This is a genomic window from Kitasatospora herbaricolor, assembly GCF_030813695.1.
Classification (GTDB): Bacteria; Actinomycetota; Actinomycetes; order Streptomycetales; family Streptomycetaceae; genus Kitasatospora; species Kitasatospora herbaricolor.
Genome location: NZ_JAUSVA010000002.1, coordinates 8,584,044 through 8,597,927 on the forward strand (window position 1 = coordinate 8,584,044; position 13,884 = coordinate 8,597,927).

The window sequence follows — 13,884 nt, forward strand, 5'->3', positions numbered from 1 at the left end:
ACGCGGCGAAAGACACAGCGCGCTGTCGGTACGGGAGAGGTCGATCGCCCGGCGGGTGGCTGCGAGCAGCAGGCGCATGCCTGGCAGGCCACGGCTGGCGGACACTCCGTACTCCTCGGACTGCGGCTCCGGAACCCGGAGCGTCGATGAACCGTCAGCGGTTTCGGTGAGCCATGTGCGTCCCCGGCCTGCTGACCTTGACAGTTAATCAGACTGAACTCACTTGTTCAATCTTTGTCCGGGTGGCGGGACGCAGCGCGCGACGCAGCGCGTCGACCTGCGTGGCCAGCGAGTGCCGGCTCGCCGCCGCCCGCGGGTCCTTGATGTCGAAGCCGTGGTACGCCCCGGGGAACACGTGCAGCTCCAGCGGCACCCCGGCGCGGGTCAGCCGGAGGCCGAATTCGATCACCTCGTCCCGGGACAGTTCCAGGTCCCCGACCGACAGGTAGACCGGGGGCAGCCCGGTCAGGTCGTCCGCCCTGGCCGGGGCGGCGTGGGCGGGCACGTCGGGGTGGCCGGGCGGCAGCGGGTGCAGGTAGGCGCCCCAGCCGGCCAGCGAGGCGGCCCGGTTCCAGGTGCGGGGGTCCAGCGCCAACCGGCTGGACGGCGTGGCGTGCCGGTCGTCCAGCACGGGGGCGTGCAGCAGCAGCAGGCTCGGCAGCGGGCCGCCGGTGTCGCGCAGCGCCAGCGTCAGCCCGGCGGCGACCGCCGCCCCCGAGCTGCTGCCCGCCACCGCCACCCGCGAGCCGTCCGCGCCCAGCCGCTCGCCGTTCAGGCGCAGCCAGTTCAGGGCCGTCAGGCAGTCCTGCCGGGCGGCCGGGTAGGGGTGGCGGGGGGCCAGCCGGTAGCCGACCGAGACCACCACCGCGCCGGCACCCTCGGCGTACAGGTCGCACAGCGGGTCGAACCACTCCAGTCGCTCGCCGGCGGTGAACCCGCCACCGTGCACGAACAGCACCGCGGGCCGGTCCGGGTCGGGGGTGGTGGGACGGTAGATCCGGACCGGCACCGGCGGCGCGTCCGGGTCGAGCGGATCGCGCACCACCAGGTCCTCCCGCTCGGGCGCGGCCGCGCCGGGACGCAGCGCGGCCATCCCGGAAACGGGGGAGAGAAAGCCTCCCAGCAGCTCCGGGTCCAGTCGGGGGGTGATGTCCTGCATGGGTTCTGGCCTTCTTCCTGCGGCGGCGGTCGGGCGATCGATGGCACACAAAATTGAACTCATCGGTTCAAGTGAGTTGTAGCAGTAATCTGTGCGCTACCGTAGGTATGTGACCGAAAGTGGACGCTCGACTGCTGGGCGCGGCCGGATCGACAAGCGCAGCGCCATCCTCGAAGCCGCCGTCAAGGTGTTCACCCGGGAGGGCTACGCCCAGGCGGGCATCGACGCCATCGCGGCGGTGGCCGGCGTGGCCAAGCCCACGGTCTACAACCACTTCGGTGACAAGGAGAACCTGTTCCGGATCGTGATGCGGGACGGCGCCGAGCGCACCTCCAACCGCATCATCGCCGCCCTCGCGAGCCTCCCCGACGACGGCCAGGACCTGGAGGGCGAGCTGGAGCGGGTCGCCCACCGGGTGATCGAGTGTCAGCTCGGTGACGAGGGATGGGGGCTCCAGCGACTGCTCTACGCGGAGGCCGCCCGACTCCCCGACCTGTACGACCAGGTGGTGGCCCGGGGCTCACAACCGGTGCTGGACGTCCTCTGCGGGCGGCTCGCCGGCCTGGCCAACCGCGGTCACCTCGACTTCGACGATCCCGCTGTGGCGGCCACCCAGTTCATCGCCCTGGTCTCGGGCAATCTCCCCGGACTGTCCGCGCTCGGCACCCGCCCGGTCGCCCGCGCCGACCTGGACGCCGCCGTCCGCACCGGGGTGGACGCCTTCCTCCGCGCCTACGGCACCCAGCGCCGTCGCCGGCCCCGCCGGGGCTGACCGGCGGGCGCGGCCGACGGCTGTTCCGGTGGCAGCTGTTCCGGTGGCGGGGCCCCAGAGGCGCAGGTCGAGGCCGGGACGGTGGGCGCTCATGCCTCCGCGTGCGCGGACAATCGGCCGATGCTTCCGGTGCTGCGGGTGCCGGGGCCGGAGAACTGCAGGAACTCGTCGGCGACCGCACCGGCCCGCAGCAGTTTCCGGTCCTCCTGGTAGCTCATGGACATCAGCCACGGTGACGTCGTGCCCTGCCGGGGCAGGTCCGCGAGGGAGCGCCTGACGTACCCGGCGTCGAAGTCCAGGAACGGGCGGGTGGGCATGCCGGGCCGGGGGACGGCCCGGGCGGTGTCGTACCCGTGCTCGTCCATGTGCCGCAGCAGGCGGCAGAAGTACTCGCAGACCAGGCCGACCTTGAGGGTCCAGGAGCTGTTGGTGTAGCCGATGGCGAAGGCGAAGTTGGGCAGGTCCCCGAGCATCATGCCGCGGTAGGCGACCGTCTCGGGGAAGGAGACCTCCCGTCCGTCGACGGTGAGCCCGATGCCGCCGAAGACCTGCAGGTTGAGGCCGGTGGCCGTGACCACGACGTCGGCGGTGAGTTCGCGTCCGCTCGCGAGCAGGACGCCGGTCCCGGTGAAGCCGGCGATCGTCCCGGTCACCACCGAGGCCCTGCCGTCCCGGATCGCGGTGAAGAGATCCCCGTCGGGGGCCAGGCACAGCCGCTGGTCCCAGGGGTCGTACGGCGGGTTGAAGTGCTCGTCGACGGGATAGCCCTCGGGCAGCAGCCTGGCATTGGCGAAGCGGATGTACCGGCGGCCGGCGTTCGGGAACCGCCGCAGGAACCGCCAGGCCAGCCGCTGGATCGCGATGTTCCGGCGCCGCGCCAGCGCGTAGCCCCGTTGCGGCCCGAACAGCTTCTGCAGGCGGTTCGCGAGGGCGTCGCGGCGCGGCAGGGCCATGATGTAGCTCGGGGTGCGCTGGAGCATCGTCACGTGCTCCGCGGTCTCGGCCAAGGCGGGCACCAGGGTGACCGCGGTGGCGCCGCTGCCGATCACCACCACCCGCTTCCCGGCGTGGTCGAGGTCCTGCGGCCAGTGCTGCGGGTGGACGATGTCCCCGGCGAAGCGTTCGCGGCCCTCGAACACCGGGGTGAAGCCCTGGTCGTAGCGGTAGTAGCCGCCGGCGCAGAAGATCCAGCCGGCCGTCATGCGCGTGCGCTCGCCGGTGCCGGTGTGCAGCACCTCGACGGTCCAGCGGGCCGTGCCCGAGGACCAGGCCGCCCCCAGCACCCTCTGCTGGTAGCGGATGTGGGGCGCCAGGCCGTTCTCCGCGACGGTCTCCCGCAGGTAGGCCAGGATCCGCGGGGCCGCGGCGATCGCCTCCTGGTCCCGCCAGGGCTTGAACTCGTAGCCGAAGGTCTGCAGGTCCGAGTCGGAGCGGACGCCCGGGTAACGGAACAGGTCCCAGGTCCCGCCGGCCGCCGCCCGGGCCTCCAGAATGGCGAAGGACTTGCTGCCGTGCTCCTGCCGGAGGTAGCGCCCCGCGCCGATGCCGGAGATGCCGGCTCCGACGACGAGCACGTCGACGTGCTCGGTGGGAAGGCGGTCTCCCATGATGCGATCCTCCTCGATGAGACCCGGGGCCCGTGGTCGCCAACCGGACGGCCCCGCGAACGGCACGACGCAGTGGCTCGTCCCGCCATGCTGCACTATGCACCATGAGCCCGGCCTGGCTCCTCCCGCGCCCGCGCCGGGCTGCTTCGCAGGTGGGCCGGCCCCGCGACGATTCCGGCGGTGGTCCGGAGGCGGGCACGACGAAGCTCCCGGCAGTCATCGGTGGTCACGGTCGGTGACCCCGGGCTGCCGGGAGCTTCGTCGTGCGGTACGGCCCGGGTGCCTCAGCGGCCCCCGTCCGGCCGCGCCCGGGGGGAGGCTCCGCGTGTGAGCCGCCGCCCGGGCGCGGTGCGAGGGATCAGCAGGGGAAGGTGCCGCTGTAGAGGGCGTGTCCGTAGGAGGAGGTGCCGGAGCCGAAGCCGTAGACGCCGTCGTCGCTCCAGACGGCCTCGCGGAAGCCGTTGACACAGGTGGAGGCCGGCGCGACGGCGAAGCCCTCCAGGTTGTCGGCCGGCATGACGGCCGGGTTGGTGTAGGTCACGTCGGGGACGATCGCGCCGGCGGCGTTGACCTTCATCAGGGTGTGCGTCTCGCCGCAGGTGTTGTCGCAGGTCGCGATGACGCGCTGGGTCCCGGCGTCGAAGGTCACGTCCATCACGGAGGCCTTGCCGGTCGCGATCGTGCCGAAGGTGACGAACGTGCCGTCGGAGTTCAGGCCGTACACGTGCAGACTGCCGTCCCACTCCAGACCGGCGAAGAACAGGCCCGAGCCGTGCAGCGGGTAGTTCGCCGGGTTGTAGGCGGCGCCGGTGAGCGGGTCGACCCAGCCGTTGGCGGTCAGCCAGCTGTCCGGGACGTGGCCGACGCCTTCGAAGCCGAGGTTGGCGTCGTCCTTGCTGCCGGTGTTCAGCTGCGGGAACTGCGCGGTCATGTCCCACTGGTGGACGGGCGTGAGCGTGGAGCCGGTCGCGGCCGGGTCGAACTCCATGATCGTGTCCTTGGGGACGGTGTTGTTGCCGTTGTCGCGCTCGGAGGTCACGTAGACGTGGCCGTTGCCGCCGACCGTCAGGCCCTCGGCGTCCGGCTGGCCGGAACCCCCGGCGAAGCGGATCTGCTTGCCGGTCGCGCTCCACGACGCGTCCGGGACCCACGTGGCGCCGCTCTTGACCAGCTTGTACAGCCAGTTCTTGTTCTTGGCGGCCCACAGCACCGACGGGTTCGTCGGGTCGAACGCCAGGCCGCTCACGTCACGGCCCTCGGGGCCGGTCGACGTGGTGAACGCGCAGACGTTGTCGGCGATGGTGACGTCCGGCCCGCCCGGCCACGCCAGGGTGCCCGCCGGGGTGGTGCCCGTACCGCCGGGCGCCTCCGGCGTGCAGCCGCTGGTCAGCGAACCGCCGCCGCCGAGCAGCTGGCCGGTCTGGCCACCGCCGCCACCGCCGCTGCCCGAGCAGGAGTTCGCACTGCCGGGCGTCGCCGTCACGGCGGTCCGGAACCAGCCGGTGCCGTTGGCGCAGCGCTCGTCCGACGGCTTGGCGCCGTCGGTCGCCCAGGTCACCGAGTCGACGGTGCTGCCGTTGCCGTCCAGGAGGAGGACCGAGTCGTTGTCGCCCAGGCCGAGGGTGGAGTTGAACGTGACGTGGCCGCCGGCGGGGATGCTGGTCGCGCTCGGCGAGGAGGACGAGACCGACACCGGGGAGTGGGTGGTGTCGTTGTCGACGTACTTCCACGAGCCGATGCTGACCGCACTCGTGCCGCCGTTGTAGAGCTCGACGGTGTCCGAGCCGTCCGAGGTGACCTCGTTGATCCGTACCCGGCTCGCCGCCGGGAGCGAGGACGGGCAGCCCGTGGCGTTCGCGGCGCCGAACGTCGTCGCCACGGTCGTGGTCACCCACGCCCCGGTGCCGTCGCCGCCGCAACGGGCCATCGCCGGCTTCGCCGCGTTGGTCGCCCACTCGACGCGGTCGACCACCGTGCCGTCGGCCGTGTAGATCACCAGCTTGTCCGAGTCACCCAGCCCCTTGGGCGAGTTGAAGGTGACGAAGCCGCCGGCCGGGATCGTGGTGGAGGACGGGCTGAACGACTGCGGCGAGAAGCTGTCGTCGGACATCTTCCAGCCGCTGATGCTCAGCGCGGTCGAGCCGGCGTTGTACAGCTCCACCGTGTCGTTGTTGGACGAGGTGACCTCGTTGATCCGGATGTTCTGGTAGCCGGCCGGGTCCGCGGCGGCCGCGGGCTGCGCGGCGAGTATCCCGGTGACGACGAGTCCTGAGAACGTCAGAGCCGCGGCGCAGACGGAGGCGACGCCGGTACGCGAGTGTGAGGTAGGCACGAGGCCGAACTCTGACGTTGCAACATGGAACCGGCGTGTACTGCGGCTGAATGCCACCTGCTGGCCACCGGAACGCCAGGCGCGCGCGGTCACCACCCGACGCGTCGCCACCACCGGGCGCGTCGGCATCGCCGCTGCCGGCCAGGTGCGGCGCGGGCCTTGAGGGACCGTCCTCGCTGCAAGCCGGCGGTCACGGTCTTCCGGCGGAACTGACGGCACGGGACCGGCCGGGACCCAGGCGACGGCACGCGGGCGGGCGGGCACCGGACACGGTCGGACGCACGTCGCGCCGTCCTCGCCCCCGGCGGCGGCCTTCGCGCGCCACGGCGATGCGGATCAGCTCGTCCGGTCCGCCGTCCGGGTGCGCGGGGACGGGAGGCGGAAGAGGCCTCTCAGCCTGCGCAGCGCCTCCCGGTCGCCGCTGGCGCTCGCCACGCCGGTCTCGATCGCCTCCGCCATGGTGAGGGTCTGGCCGGTCAGCCGGAGGAACGCCTCCCGGCCGATCGTGACGGTCGCGTCCGGGTGCTGCGCCGGGCCGTGCAGCGCCTCGACGGCCCCGTCGGCGACCCGGGCATGGAACAGTTCGTCGTCGACGCGGAACTCGTAGACAGCGTGGAGCCCGGCGGCTGCCTCGGCGTCGAAGCAGGCCCGCAGGCCGAGGACGGCCCAGCCGGGGTGGAAGGTCTCGTCCTGGCGCCGTTCGCCCATCGCCCACTTCAGGCCCCACCGGGCGAGCTGCAGGACGGCCGGCCCGAGTTCCTCGCCCGCCTCGGTGAGGGCGTAGGCGGGGGTTCGCGCGGGCGGGGGGAGCACGACCCTGTGCGCGAGCCCCTCGCGCTCCAGGTGCTTCAGGCGGGCGGCGAGGAGTCCGGTGCCGAGGCCGCGCAGGCTGGCCTGCAGGTCGCCGTACCGCTTGGGGCCGGTCAGAAGCTCGCGGATCAGGAGCAGTGTCCAGCGCTCCCCGACGAGGTCGAGGGTACGTGCGGTCGCGCAGTACTGGTTGTACGTTCGCTGTTCCACTTCGTCATTCTAGGGTCCTCCGTGAGGAATCCGATCGGCGTCGGCGGCCGGCCTCGACGGCGGCTGCCTCGTCTCAGCTCAGCTCCTCGGCCAGCGCGAGGATGATTCCGCTCGGCCCGCGGAGGTAGCAGAGCAGGTAGCTGTCCTCGAAGCGCGTCACCTCGCCGACGAGTTCGGCGCCGTGCGGGCGGAGGCGGGCGAGGGTGTCCCGGAGGTCGTCGACGGCGAACATGACGCGGTGCAGGCCCAGGGTGTTCGGCGGGGTGACCACCGGCTCCGGGGTGATCGCCTTCGGGGAGTGGTACGTCGCCAGTTCGAGCCGGCCCGGGGCGTCCGGGAGGCGCATCATCGCGATCTCGCTCCGCATGTCGTCGAGCCCGACGACCTCTCCCGCCCAGCGTCCCTCGATCGGCGTCCTGCCTTCCAGCTCCATGCCGAGCTCGGTGAAGAAGGCGACGGCCGCGTCGAGGTCGTCGACGACGATGCCGACGTTGTCCATGCGCTGAATGGTCATGTCCCCGAGGATAGGTGCCAGGTCCGACAGTGCCGGCCCGGCCGGCCGTCCGACCCGTCAGTACTCCTTCTTCCGGTGGTAGGGGTCGACGACCGGGCGGACCTCGAACCGGCCGGCGGTCTGCCGGGCGGGCCGCCCGGCGACACCGGAGAAGTGCTCGGCTTCCCCCCGGGGTCACCGAATCCGCGTCTGCCCGTCGATGGACGGACGGGCGTGGAGCAGTATCCGGGCGAGCGGCTCCGGGTCGGTCAGCAGCACGTCGTGCGGGCCGTCCAGGGCGAGCGCCCGGTAGCCGACGGCCTCGCCGAGCCTGGCGAACGGGTAGGTCGGCGGCCGGCAGTGGACGGCCGTTCCGGGGATCCGGTCGACGGCTCCGCCCAGGCGGGTCGGTTCGGTGAACGTGCGCAGCGGCTGCGGGAGCAGACGCGCGGTCAGCACCGCCGCGTCGGCGGTTTCGGTGATGCCGAACGCGGCCGGGGGCGGGGCCGGGACGAGCCGGCCCTCCCCGAGGGACCCGGCCGCCGCACGGGCGGCGTCGGCGAAGGCGGCGGGCGCCAGGTCGAACATGCTGGCGCCGTCCGGCCCCGCCCACCCGTCGACGAGCACGATGTGGCCGACGGCATCGGGCCGTGCGTCGGCGGCCTCGCGGACGACCAGGCCGGCGTAGCTGTGCCCGACCAGGATCACCTCGCCGTCGGCCCGCACGGTGTCGAGCGCGGCGACGACGACCGCCGCGTCGTCGTGGAGCCCGCGGTCCAGGGCGGTGTTGAGGTCCGGGACGAGCGTGCGCGCCCCGGCGGCGTGCAGCAGCGGGACGATCCTGTCCCAGGCCCAGGGGCCGTGCCAGGCGCCGTGGACGAGAACGAACGTGGTCATCGGGGATCCTCCGTACGAAGTGGGGCAGCGCCCGGCCGGTGGACTCCGCCCGGGGCGGCGGTCGGTGGCCGGCGGGTCGATGGGGCGTTCTCCGGACCGCCCGTCGGCCCGGGGGCGTGGAGCTGATGGTACGTCATTGACTTCTTGATTTTGAAGTGTCAGATTCTGAATCAGGTAGCAACGAGGGGAGTTCAGGATGACCAAGGCGCGGTACACGGCGCGGGCCCACGTCACCGGTGGCAGGAGCGGCCACGGCCGTACGTACGACGGCCGGCTGGATCTGGAGCTGCGGCAGCCCGAGGAGCTGGGCGGGGACGGCGAGGGCGCCAACCCCGAGCAGCTGTTCGCGATCGGTTTCGCGGCCTGCTTCGGCACGACGCTCGCACTGGTCGGGCAGCGCGGCGGGCTCAAGGCGGACGACGTGGAGATCGACTCGTCGGTCTCACTGGTCCCGGCCGACGGCGGACGCCTTCAGCTGGCCGTCGAGCTGCGGATCGAGTTGCCCTCGGTCACCGCCGAGCAGGCGGTCGAACTGGTCAGGACGGCCGACCAGGTCTGCCCGTACTCCGGTGCCACCCGGGGCAACATCGACGTGGCACTGGTGGTCGGCGGCACCCGGGTGTGACAACCCGCCCGCTCCCCTCGCCGGGGGGAGCGGGCACCGCCACCGGAGCCGGGCGCCTCGCGCCCGCCGGCCGGCTCCCCTGCGCATCCAGGGCGGAGGACAGGCCGATCACCCGGGTTTCGCCCCCGCGATCGAAGGCACACTGGCCGACATGCCTCTTTCACTGCATCACATCGTCATCGACGCCCACGACCTGCCCGCCCTCGCCCGGTTCTGGGCCGGGGTACTGGGCTGGCAGATCCTGTCCGAGCGGGAGCGGGAGGTCGTGATCGGGCCGGACGCGACGGCGCCGGTGGGCATCTGCTTCATGCCGGTGACGGACCGCAAGACCACCAAGAACCGTCTGCATCTCGATCTGACCGCCGCCGCGGAGGACCGCGAGGACGAGATCGAGCGCATCCTCGCCCTCGGCGCCCGTCGGGCGGAGGTCGGGCAGCGCGGCGACGAGTCGTGGACCGTGCTGGCCGATCCGGAGGGGAACGAGTTCTGCGTGGTCCGTCCGAAGGAGACCCTGATCGGCTGACGGCCCGGGACTCCGCCATGGCCCCCGGACCGTCGGGCCGTGGCCGCCGTCAGTCCCCGTCGGCCCGGGGGATTCGATCTAGGCCATGATCTGGCCTAGATCCCTTCTATCGTTTCTCTTGTCGACGGAACAGACGGACAGACGGAACAGCACCTCACGAAGGCGGCGAATCATGACCGAGACCACCACCCTGACCCCGGCCCTCACCGGCGAGCGCGCGGATCTGCTGGAGCAGCTCGGCAAGGCACGGTTCTTCCTGCGCTTCACCGCGAACGAGCTGTCCGACGCGCAGGCCGCCGAGCGCTCCACCGTGAGCGAGCTCTGCGTGGGCGGACTGGTCAAGCACGTCACCGGCGTGGAGCAGGCCTGGCTCGCGTTCATCCTCGAAGGCCCGTCCGCGATGCCCGACTTCACCGCCATGACCGAGCAGGACCTGGCCGACCGCCGGGACGGCTTCAGGCTGCTGCCCGGTGAGACGCTGGCGGGGGTGCTCGCCGACTACGCCGAAACCGCCCGCCGGACGGACGAACTGGTCGCCACGCTGCCCGACCTGGACGCCTCCCACCCGCTGCCGAAGGCTCCCTGGTTCGACGGCGACGTCCGGTGGTCGGCCCGCCGCGTCCTGCTCCACATCATCGCCGAGACCGCCCAGCACGCCGGTCACGCCGACATCATCCGCGAGGCCCTGGACGGCGCCAAGAGCATGGGCTGACCCTCCCCGTACTGCTGCGGCCCGGCCACCGCCGGGCCGCAGTCGCGTTCGCGGCCGCCCGGCGGGTCGGTGCGCCCGGCGGGTCGGTGCGCCCGGCGGGTCGGTGCGCCCGGCGGGTCGGTGCGCCCGGCGGGTCGGTGCGCCCGGCCACCGGTCCGGGGTCCCGTGGGAGGATCACAGGCAGGGACCGCCGAGGTGAGGGGATGCGCCGTGTGCACCGTGTTCGTGAGTTTCGATCCCGGCTCGCCGGTGCCGGTCCTGGTCCTCGCAGCCCGGGACGAGTACGCCGACCGGGCCTGGCTGCCGCCGGCCCGGCACTGGCCGGACCGGCCGCGGCTGCTGGGCGGCCTCGATCTGCTGGCGGGCGGCACCTGGCTGGCCGTGGACCCGGGCGGCGCGGGCCGGGTGCCCCTTCTCTCCTGCGTCCTGAACGGGTTCGGGGTCCCCGCCGACCCGGCCGGCCGTCTCTCGCGCGGAGAACTGCCTCTGCTGGCGGCGCAGGGCGACCGTCTCACCGACCGTGACTGGCCTCGCTACGACCCCTTCCACCTGATCACCGCCGGGCCGGACGCGGTGTCCATGCTGGGGTGGAGCGGCACCGAGCTCACCCGCCGGGCGCTGGAGCCGGGTCTGCACGCCGTGATCAACGACGGGATGGAGGGCCTCGCCGAGCACCGTACGTCCTCCCGGCGCGCCTCGCGGATGATGGCCGCCCGGCTCGCGTACTTCCGGCCCCGGCTGGCGGCCGTCCACCGGCCGGAGCCGCCGACCGCAGCCGCCCCCGGGGCCGTCGCCCCGACCGCCGATGTGTGGGGCGACTGGGCGCCGATCGCGGACGGCGACGGGCTGGACCGCACGGATCCGGCCGCGCTCGTCCAGCGCCGCGACTTCGGCGAGGGCCGGATCTGGGCGACCACCTCGCTCGCGCTGGTGGGACTCGGCCGCAGCGCGGTCCGCTACGACTTCAACCCGGCGCCGGGCAACGCCGCCTGGTACCCGGTCGACACCCGGCCGGCCGGCGACTGACCTCGCGGCGAGCGGACGTCGGGCCTCCACGTCGCGGCCGCTCCCGGCCGGTACACGATCACCACCCAGCAGGACGCCGGCCGGCGTGCGGCTCTCCTGATCCGGGCGCCGGCCCCGCCCCGACCGGCAGGGCCGGCGCCTCAGCGCGCGGTCGCGCCGGGGACGAGGACGTCGAGCGACCGCGGCAGGATCCGGACCTCGGCCGGCAGCGGGCCGACGTACTCGCCGTCCGCGTACGCGTTGATCCCCGGGGACTCGATCCGCAGCGAAGCCGTCCGGTGGGTCTCCACCTCGGAGCGCCGCACGTGGGTGCCCTTGAACACGGTCGGGAAGAATCGTGCCACCCGCAGGCGGGGCATGGCGTGCACGAGGGTGACGTCGAACAGGCCGTCGGTGCGGTCGGCCCCCGGGCAGATCACCATCCCGCCGCCGTAGCTGCGGGTGTTGCCGACGGCCGCCAGGGTCAGCGGGCGGTCGACGACCGTGCCGTCCGCCAGCACCAGCCGGAACGGCAGCGGCCGCAGGTTGGCGAACTCGACCAGGATGGCCAGGTTGTAGCGCATCCGGCCGTGCGGCCAGCGGAGCTGGTTGGTCCGGTCGCTGACCAGCGAGTCGAACCCGGTGGCCAGCACCGAGCCGAAGACCCGGACGGTCCCGTCGGCGGCCTGGATCCGGCCGAGGTCGACGCTCTCCACCCGCCCGTCGACGATCACGTCCGCCGCGGCCTCGGGGGCCTTGAGCGGGATCCCGAACTCGCGGGCGTGGTCGTTGCCGGTGCCGGCCGGGATCACGCCGAGCGGCACCCCGTTGCCGGCGAGGGCCTGCAGGGCGAGGCTGATCATGCCGTCGCCGCCCGCGACCACCAGCGCGCCGGTGCCCCGGGCGACCGCCTCGCGGGCCAGTCGCAGGGAGTGCGCGGCGTTGCTGCCGGTGGTGGCGAGGACCTCGACGCCGCGCTCGCGCAGCCGGGCGGCCGCCCGCCGGGCGGCCTTCTCGGCCCGGCCGCCGCCCGCGGCCGGGTTGGTGAGCAGGGTGACCTCGCGGATCGGCCCCGCGGCCGCGGGCCCGCTCACGGGATGAGCTTGCCGGGGTTGAGGATCCCGGTCGGGTCGACGGCGTCCTTGACGGCCCGGAGGATCTTCACCCCGAGGTCGCCGATCTCCCGGGTCATCCACGGCAGGTGGTCGGTGCCGACCGCGTGGTGGTGGGTGATGGTGCCGCCGTGCGCCAGGATGGCATCGCCCGCGGCCTGCTTCGCCCGGCCCCACTGCTCCAGCGGGTCGCCCTGCTGGGCCGCGACGACGGTGAAGTAGAGCGAGGCGCCCGTCGGGTAGACGTGCGAGATGTGGCACATCACCAGGGCGGACGAACCGCTCTCGCGCAGCGCGCCCTCCAGCGCCGACGTCACGGCGGCCTTCAGCGCCGACAGGCCGGCCCAGCTGGTCGCGGTCTCCAGGGTCTCGCAGAGCGCGCCGGCGGTGAGCAGCGAGTCCCGCAGGTACGGCGCGTTGAACCGGCCGTGCTCCCAGGCCTTCGCGGCCTCCTCGCCGAGCGAGGTGCCGCCCGCGGCCAGCAGGACCTCCCTGGTCCGCAGGTGGCGGGCGGCGGTCTGCTCGGGGGTGCCCTCGAAGACGGTCACCGCCAGGCAGCCGCCGGTGACCTGGGCGCCGCCGATCCGCTCGGTCATCGCCAGGTTGATCGCGGTCTCGGTCTCGTCGGAGATCCGGATGACCGTCGGGCCGGTGCCCTGCTGCTCGACCTCGCGGAGCGCGGCGGCGCCGGTCGCGAAGTCGGGGAAGCTCCACGCCTCGTGGATCTTCACGGCGGGAGTGGGGTGGACCCGCAGTCGGACGGCGGTGATGACGCCCAGCGTGCCCTCGGAGCCGAGGAACAGCTGGCGGAGGTCCGGCCCGGCGGCCGAGGCCGGGGCACGCCCGAGGTCGATCGCGCCGGCGGGCGTGAGCACGCGCAGCCCGCGCACCATGTCGTCGAAGCGGCCGTGGCCCGCCGAGTTCTGGCCGGAGGACCGGGTGGCCGCGAAGCCGCCCACGGTCGCGTACCGGAAGCTCTGCGGGTAGTGGCCGAGCTCGTACCCCCGGGCGGCGAGCAGCGCCTCGGCCTGCGGACCGGTCAGTCCCGCGCCGAGGACGGCCTCGCCGGAGACCTCGTCCAGCGACTCCAGGCGGTCGAAGCGCCGCAGGTCGAGCGAGATGACGGCGGTGAAGCGGCCGCGGACCGGGTCGACGCCGCCGACCACGCTGGTGCCGCCCCCGAACGGCACGACGGCGATCCGTCGCTCGGCGCAGAGCGCCAGGACGGCCGTGACCTCGTCCTCGCCGCCCGGGAGCACGACGGCGTCCGGCGCGTCCTGGACCTCGCGGCTGCGGCGCCGCAGCAGGTCGGGGGTCGACTTGCCGCCCGCGCGCGGCAGCCGGTCGGCGTCGTGGCTGCTGACGTGCGCGGCGCCGACGATCCCGGCGAGGGCGTCCAGGTCCTCCCGCGCGAGGGCGGACGGCCGCAGCACGACCTCCTCCGCGGTGGGCGCGGGGTGGTCGGCCGGCGTCACCCCGAGCGCCTGCTCCAGCAGCGCCCTGATGTCCTCGGAGAGCGGCTTGGCGAGGTCGGGGTCGCCCCACGCGTCCCACTTCATCGGGGGCAGCGGCAGGGTGGCGGGCGTCCGGTCCGGTCCGGTTGGCGCATCGGGAGTCATGCGTTACA

At 73.5% G+C, this 13,884-nt stretch carries 13 protein-coding genes; 5 read left to right on the forward strand and 8 right to left on the reverse strand.

Annotation, left to right across the window (positions count from 1 at the left end):
• Positions 1 to 208: 208 nt before the first annotated feature.
• The gene (locus J2S46_RS37065; RefSeq protein WP_191292976.1) at positions 209 to 1,159 is read right to left on the reverse strand and encodes an alpha/beta hydrolase; all 951 of its coding nucleotides are present in this window, start codon (positions 1,157 to 1,159) and stop codon (positions 209 to 211) included.
• Between the two features lie 109 nt (positions 1,160 to 1,268).
• On the opposite strand from J2S46_RS37065, the gene J2S46_RS37070 reads away from it, so the two are divergent.
• Entirely contained in the window at positions 1,269 to 1,931 is a 663-nt protein-coding gene (locus J2S46_RS37070) for a TetR/AcrR family transcriptional regulator (protein WP_073928463.1), read from the forward strand.
• Positions 1,932 to 2,020: 89 nt separating this feature from the next.
• Here the strand turns inward: J2S46_RS37070 and J2S46_RS37075 are convergent, their stop codons facing one another.
• The 5 genes from J2S46_RS37075 to J2S46_RS37095 all read right to left on the reverse strand — a co-directional run bounded on the left by J2S46_RS37075 (position 2,021) and on the right by J2S46_RS37095 (position 8,280).
• The gene (locus tag J2S46_RS37075) at positions 2,021 to 3,538 is read right to left on the reverse strand and encodes a flavin-containing monooxygenase (protein WP_191292975.1); all 1,518 of its coding nucleotides are present in this window, start codon (positions 3,536 to 3,538) and stop codon (positions 2,021 to 2,023) included.
• A gap of 358 nt (positions 3,539 to 3,896) precedes the next feature.
• Positions 3,897 to 5,870 (reverse strand): lamin tail domain-containing protein, encoded by a 1,974-nt coding sequence (locus J2S46_RS37080; RefSeq protein ID WP_229913183.1) that lies wholly within the window; start codon positions 5,868 to 5,870, stop codon positions 3,897 to 3,899.
• A 336-nt stretch (positions 5,871 to 6,206) separates the two neighbouring features.
• Positions 6,207 to 6,890, reverse strand: coding sequence for a winged helix-turn-helix transcriptional regulator (locus J2S46_RS37085; protein WP_191292973.1), 684 nt, complete (start codon positions 6,888 to 6,890; stop codon positions 6,207 to 6,209).
• A gap of 73 nt (positions 6,891 to 6,963) precedes the next feature.
• Positions 6,964 to 7,404: a VOC family protein gene (locus J2S46_RS37090; protein WP_191292972.1), complete on the reverse strand. Its 441-nt coding sequence runs from the start codon at positions 7,402 to 7,404 to the stop codon at positions 6,964 to 6,966.
• 174 nt (positions 7,405 to 7,578) lie between these two features.
• A complete protein-coding gene (locus J2S46_RS37095; RefSeq protein ID WP_191292971.1) occupies positions 7,579 to 8,280 on the reverse strand; it encodes an alpha/beta fold hydrolase in 702 nt (233 codons plus the stop codon).
• 196 nt (positions 8,281 to 8,476) lie between these two features.
• Between J2S46_RS37095 and J2S46_RS37100 the strand changes: the two genes are divergently transcribed.
• From J2S46_RS37100 to J2S46_RS37115, 4 genes are all read left to right on the forward strand, one after another.
• Positions 8,477 to 8,905, forward strand: coding sequence for an Ohr family peroxiredoxin (locus J2S46_RS37100; RefSeq protein ID WP_191292970.1), 429 nt, complete (start codon positions 8,477 to 8,479; stop codon positions 8,903 to 8,905).
• A gap of 151 nt (positions 8,906 to 9,056) precedes the next feature.
• Positions 9,057 to 9,428: a VOC family protein gene (locus J2S46_RS37105; RefSeq protein WP_191292969.1), complete on the forward strand. Its 372-nt coding sequence runs from the start codon at positions 9,057 to 9,059 to the stop codon at positions 9,426 to 9,428.
• Between the two features lie 172 nt (positions 9,429 to 9,600).
• Entirely contained in the window at positions 9,601 to 10,140 is a 540-nt protein-coding gene (locus J2S46_RS37110) for a DinB family protein (RefSeq protein ID WP_191292968.1), read from the forward strand.
• Positions 10,141 to 10,365: 225 nt separating this feature from the next.
• Entirely contained in the window at positions 10,366 to 11,166 is an 801-nt protein-coding gene (locus J2S46_RS37115; RefSeq protein WP_229913182.1) for an NRDE family protein, read from the forward strand.
• Positions 11,167 to 11,306: 140 nt separating this feature from the next.
• Here the strand turns inward: J2S46_RS37115 and J2S46_RS37120 are convergent, their stop codons facing one another.
• Together J2S46_RS37120 and J2S46_RS37125 are read right to left on the reverse strand one after the other, a co-directional pair.
• Positions 11,307 to 12,239 (reverse strand): diacylglycerol kinase, encoded by a 933-nt coding sequence (locus tag J2S46_RS37120; protein WP_229913181.1) that lies wholly within the window; start codon positions 12,237 to 12,239, stop codon positions 11,307 to 11,309.
• Entirely contained in the window at positions 12,236 to 13,876 is a 1,641-nt protein-coding gene (locus J2S46_RS37125) for an FAD-binding oxidoreductase (protein ID WP_370882287.1), read from the reverse strand. The genes J2S46_RS37120 and J2S46_RS37125 overlap by 4 nt, the downstream gene beginning before the upstream one ends.
• Between the last annotated feature and the right edge of the window lie 8 nt (positions 13,877 to 13,884).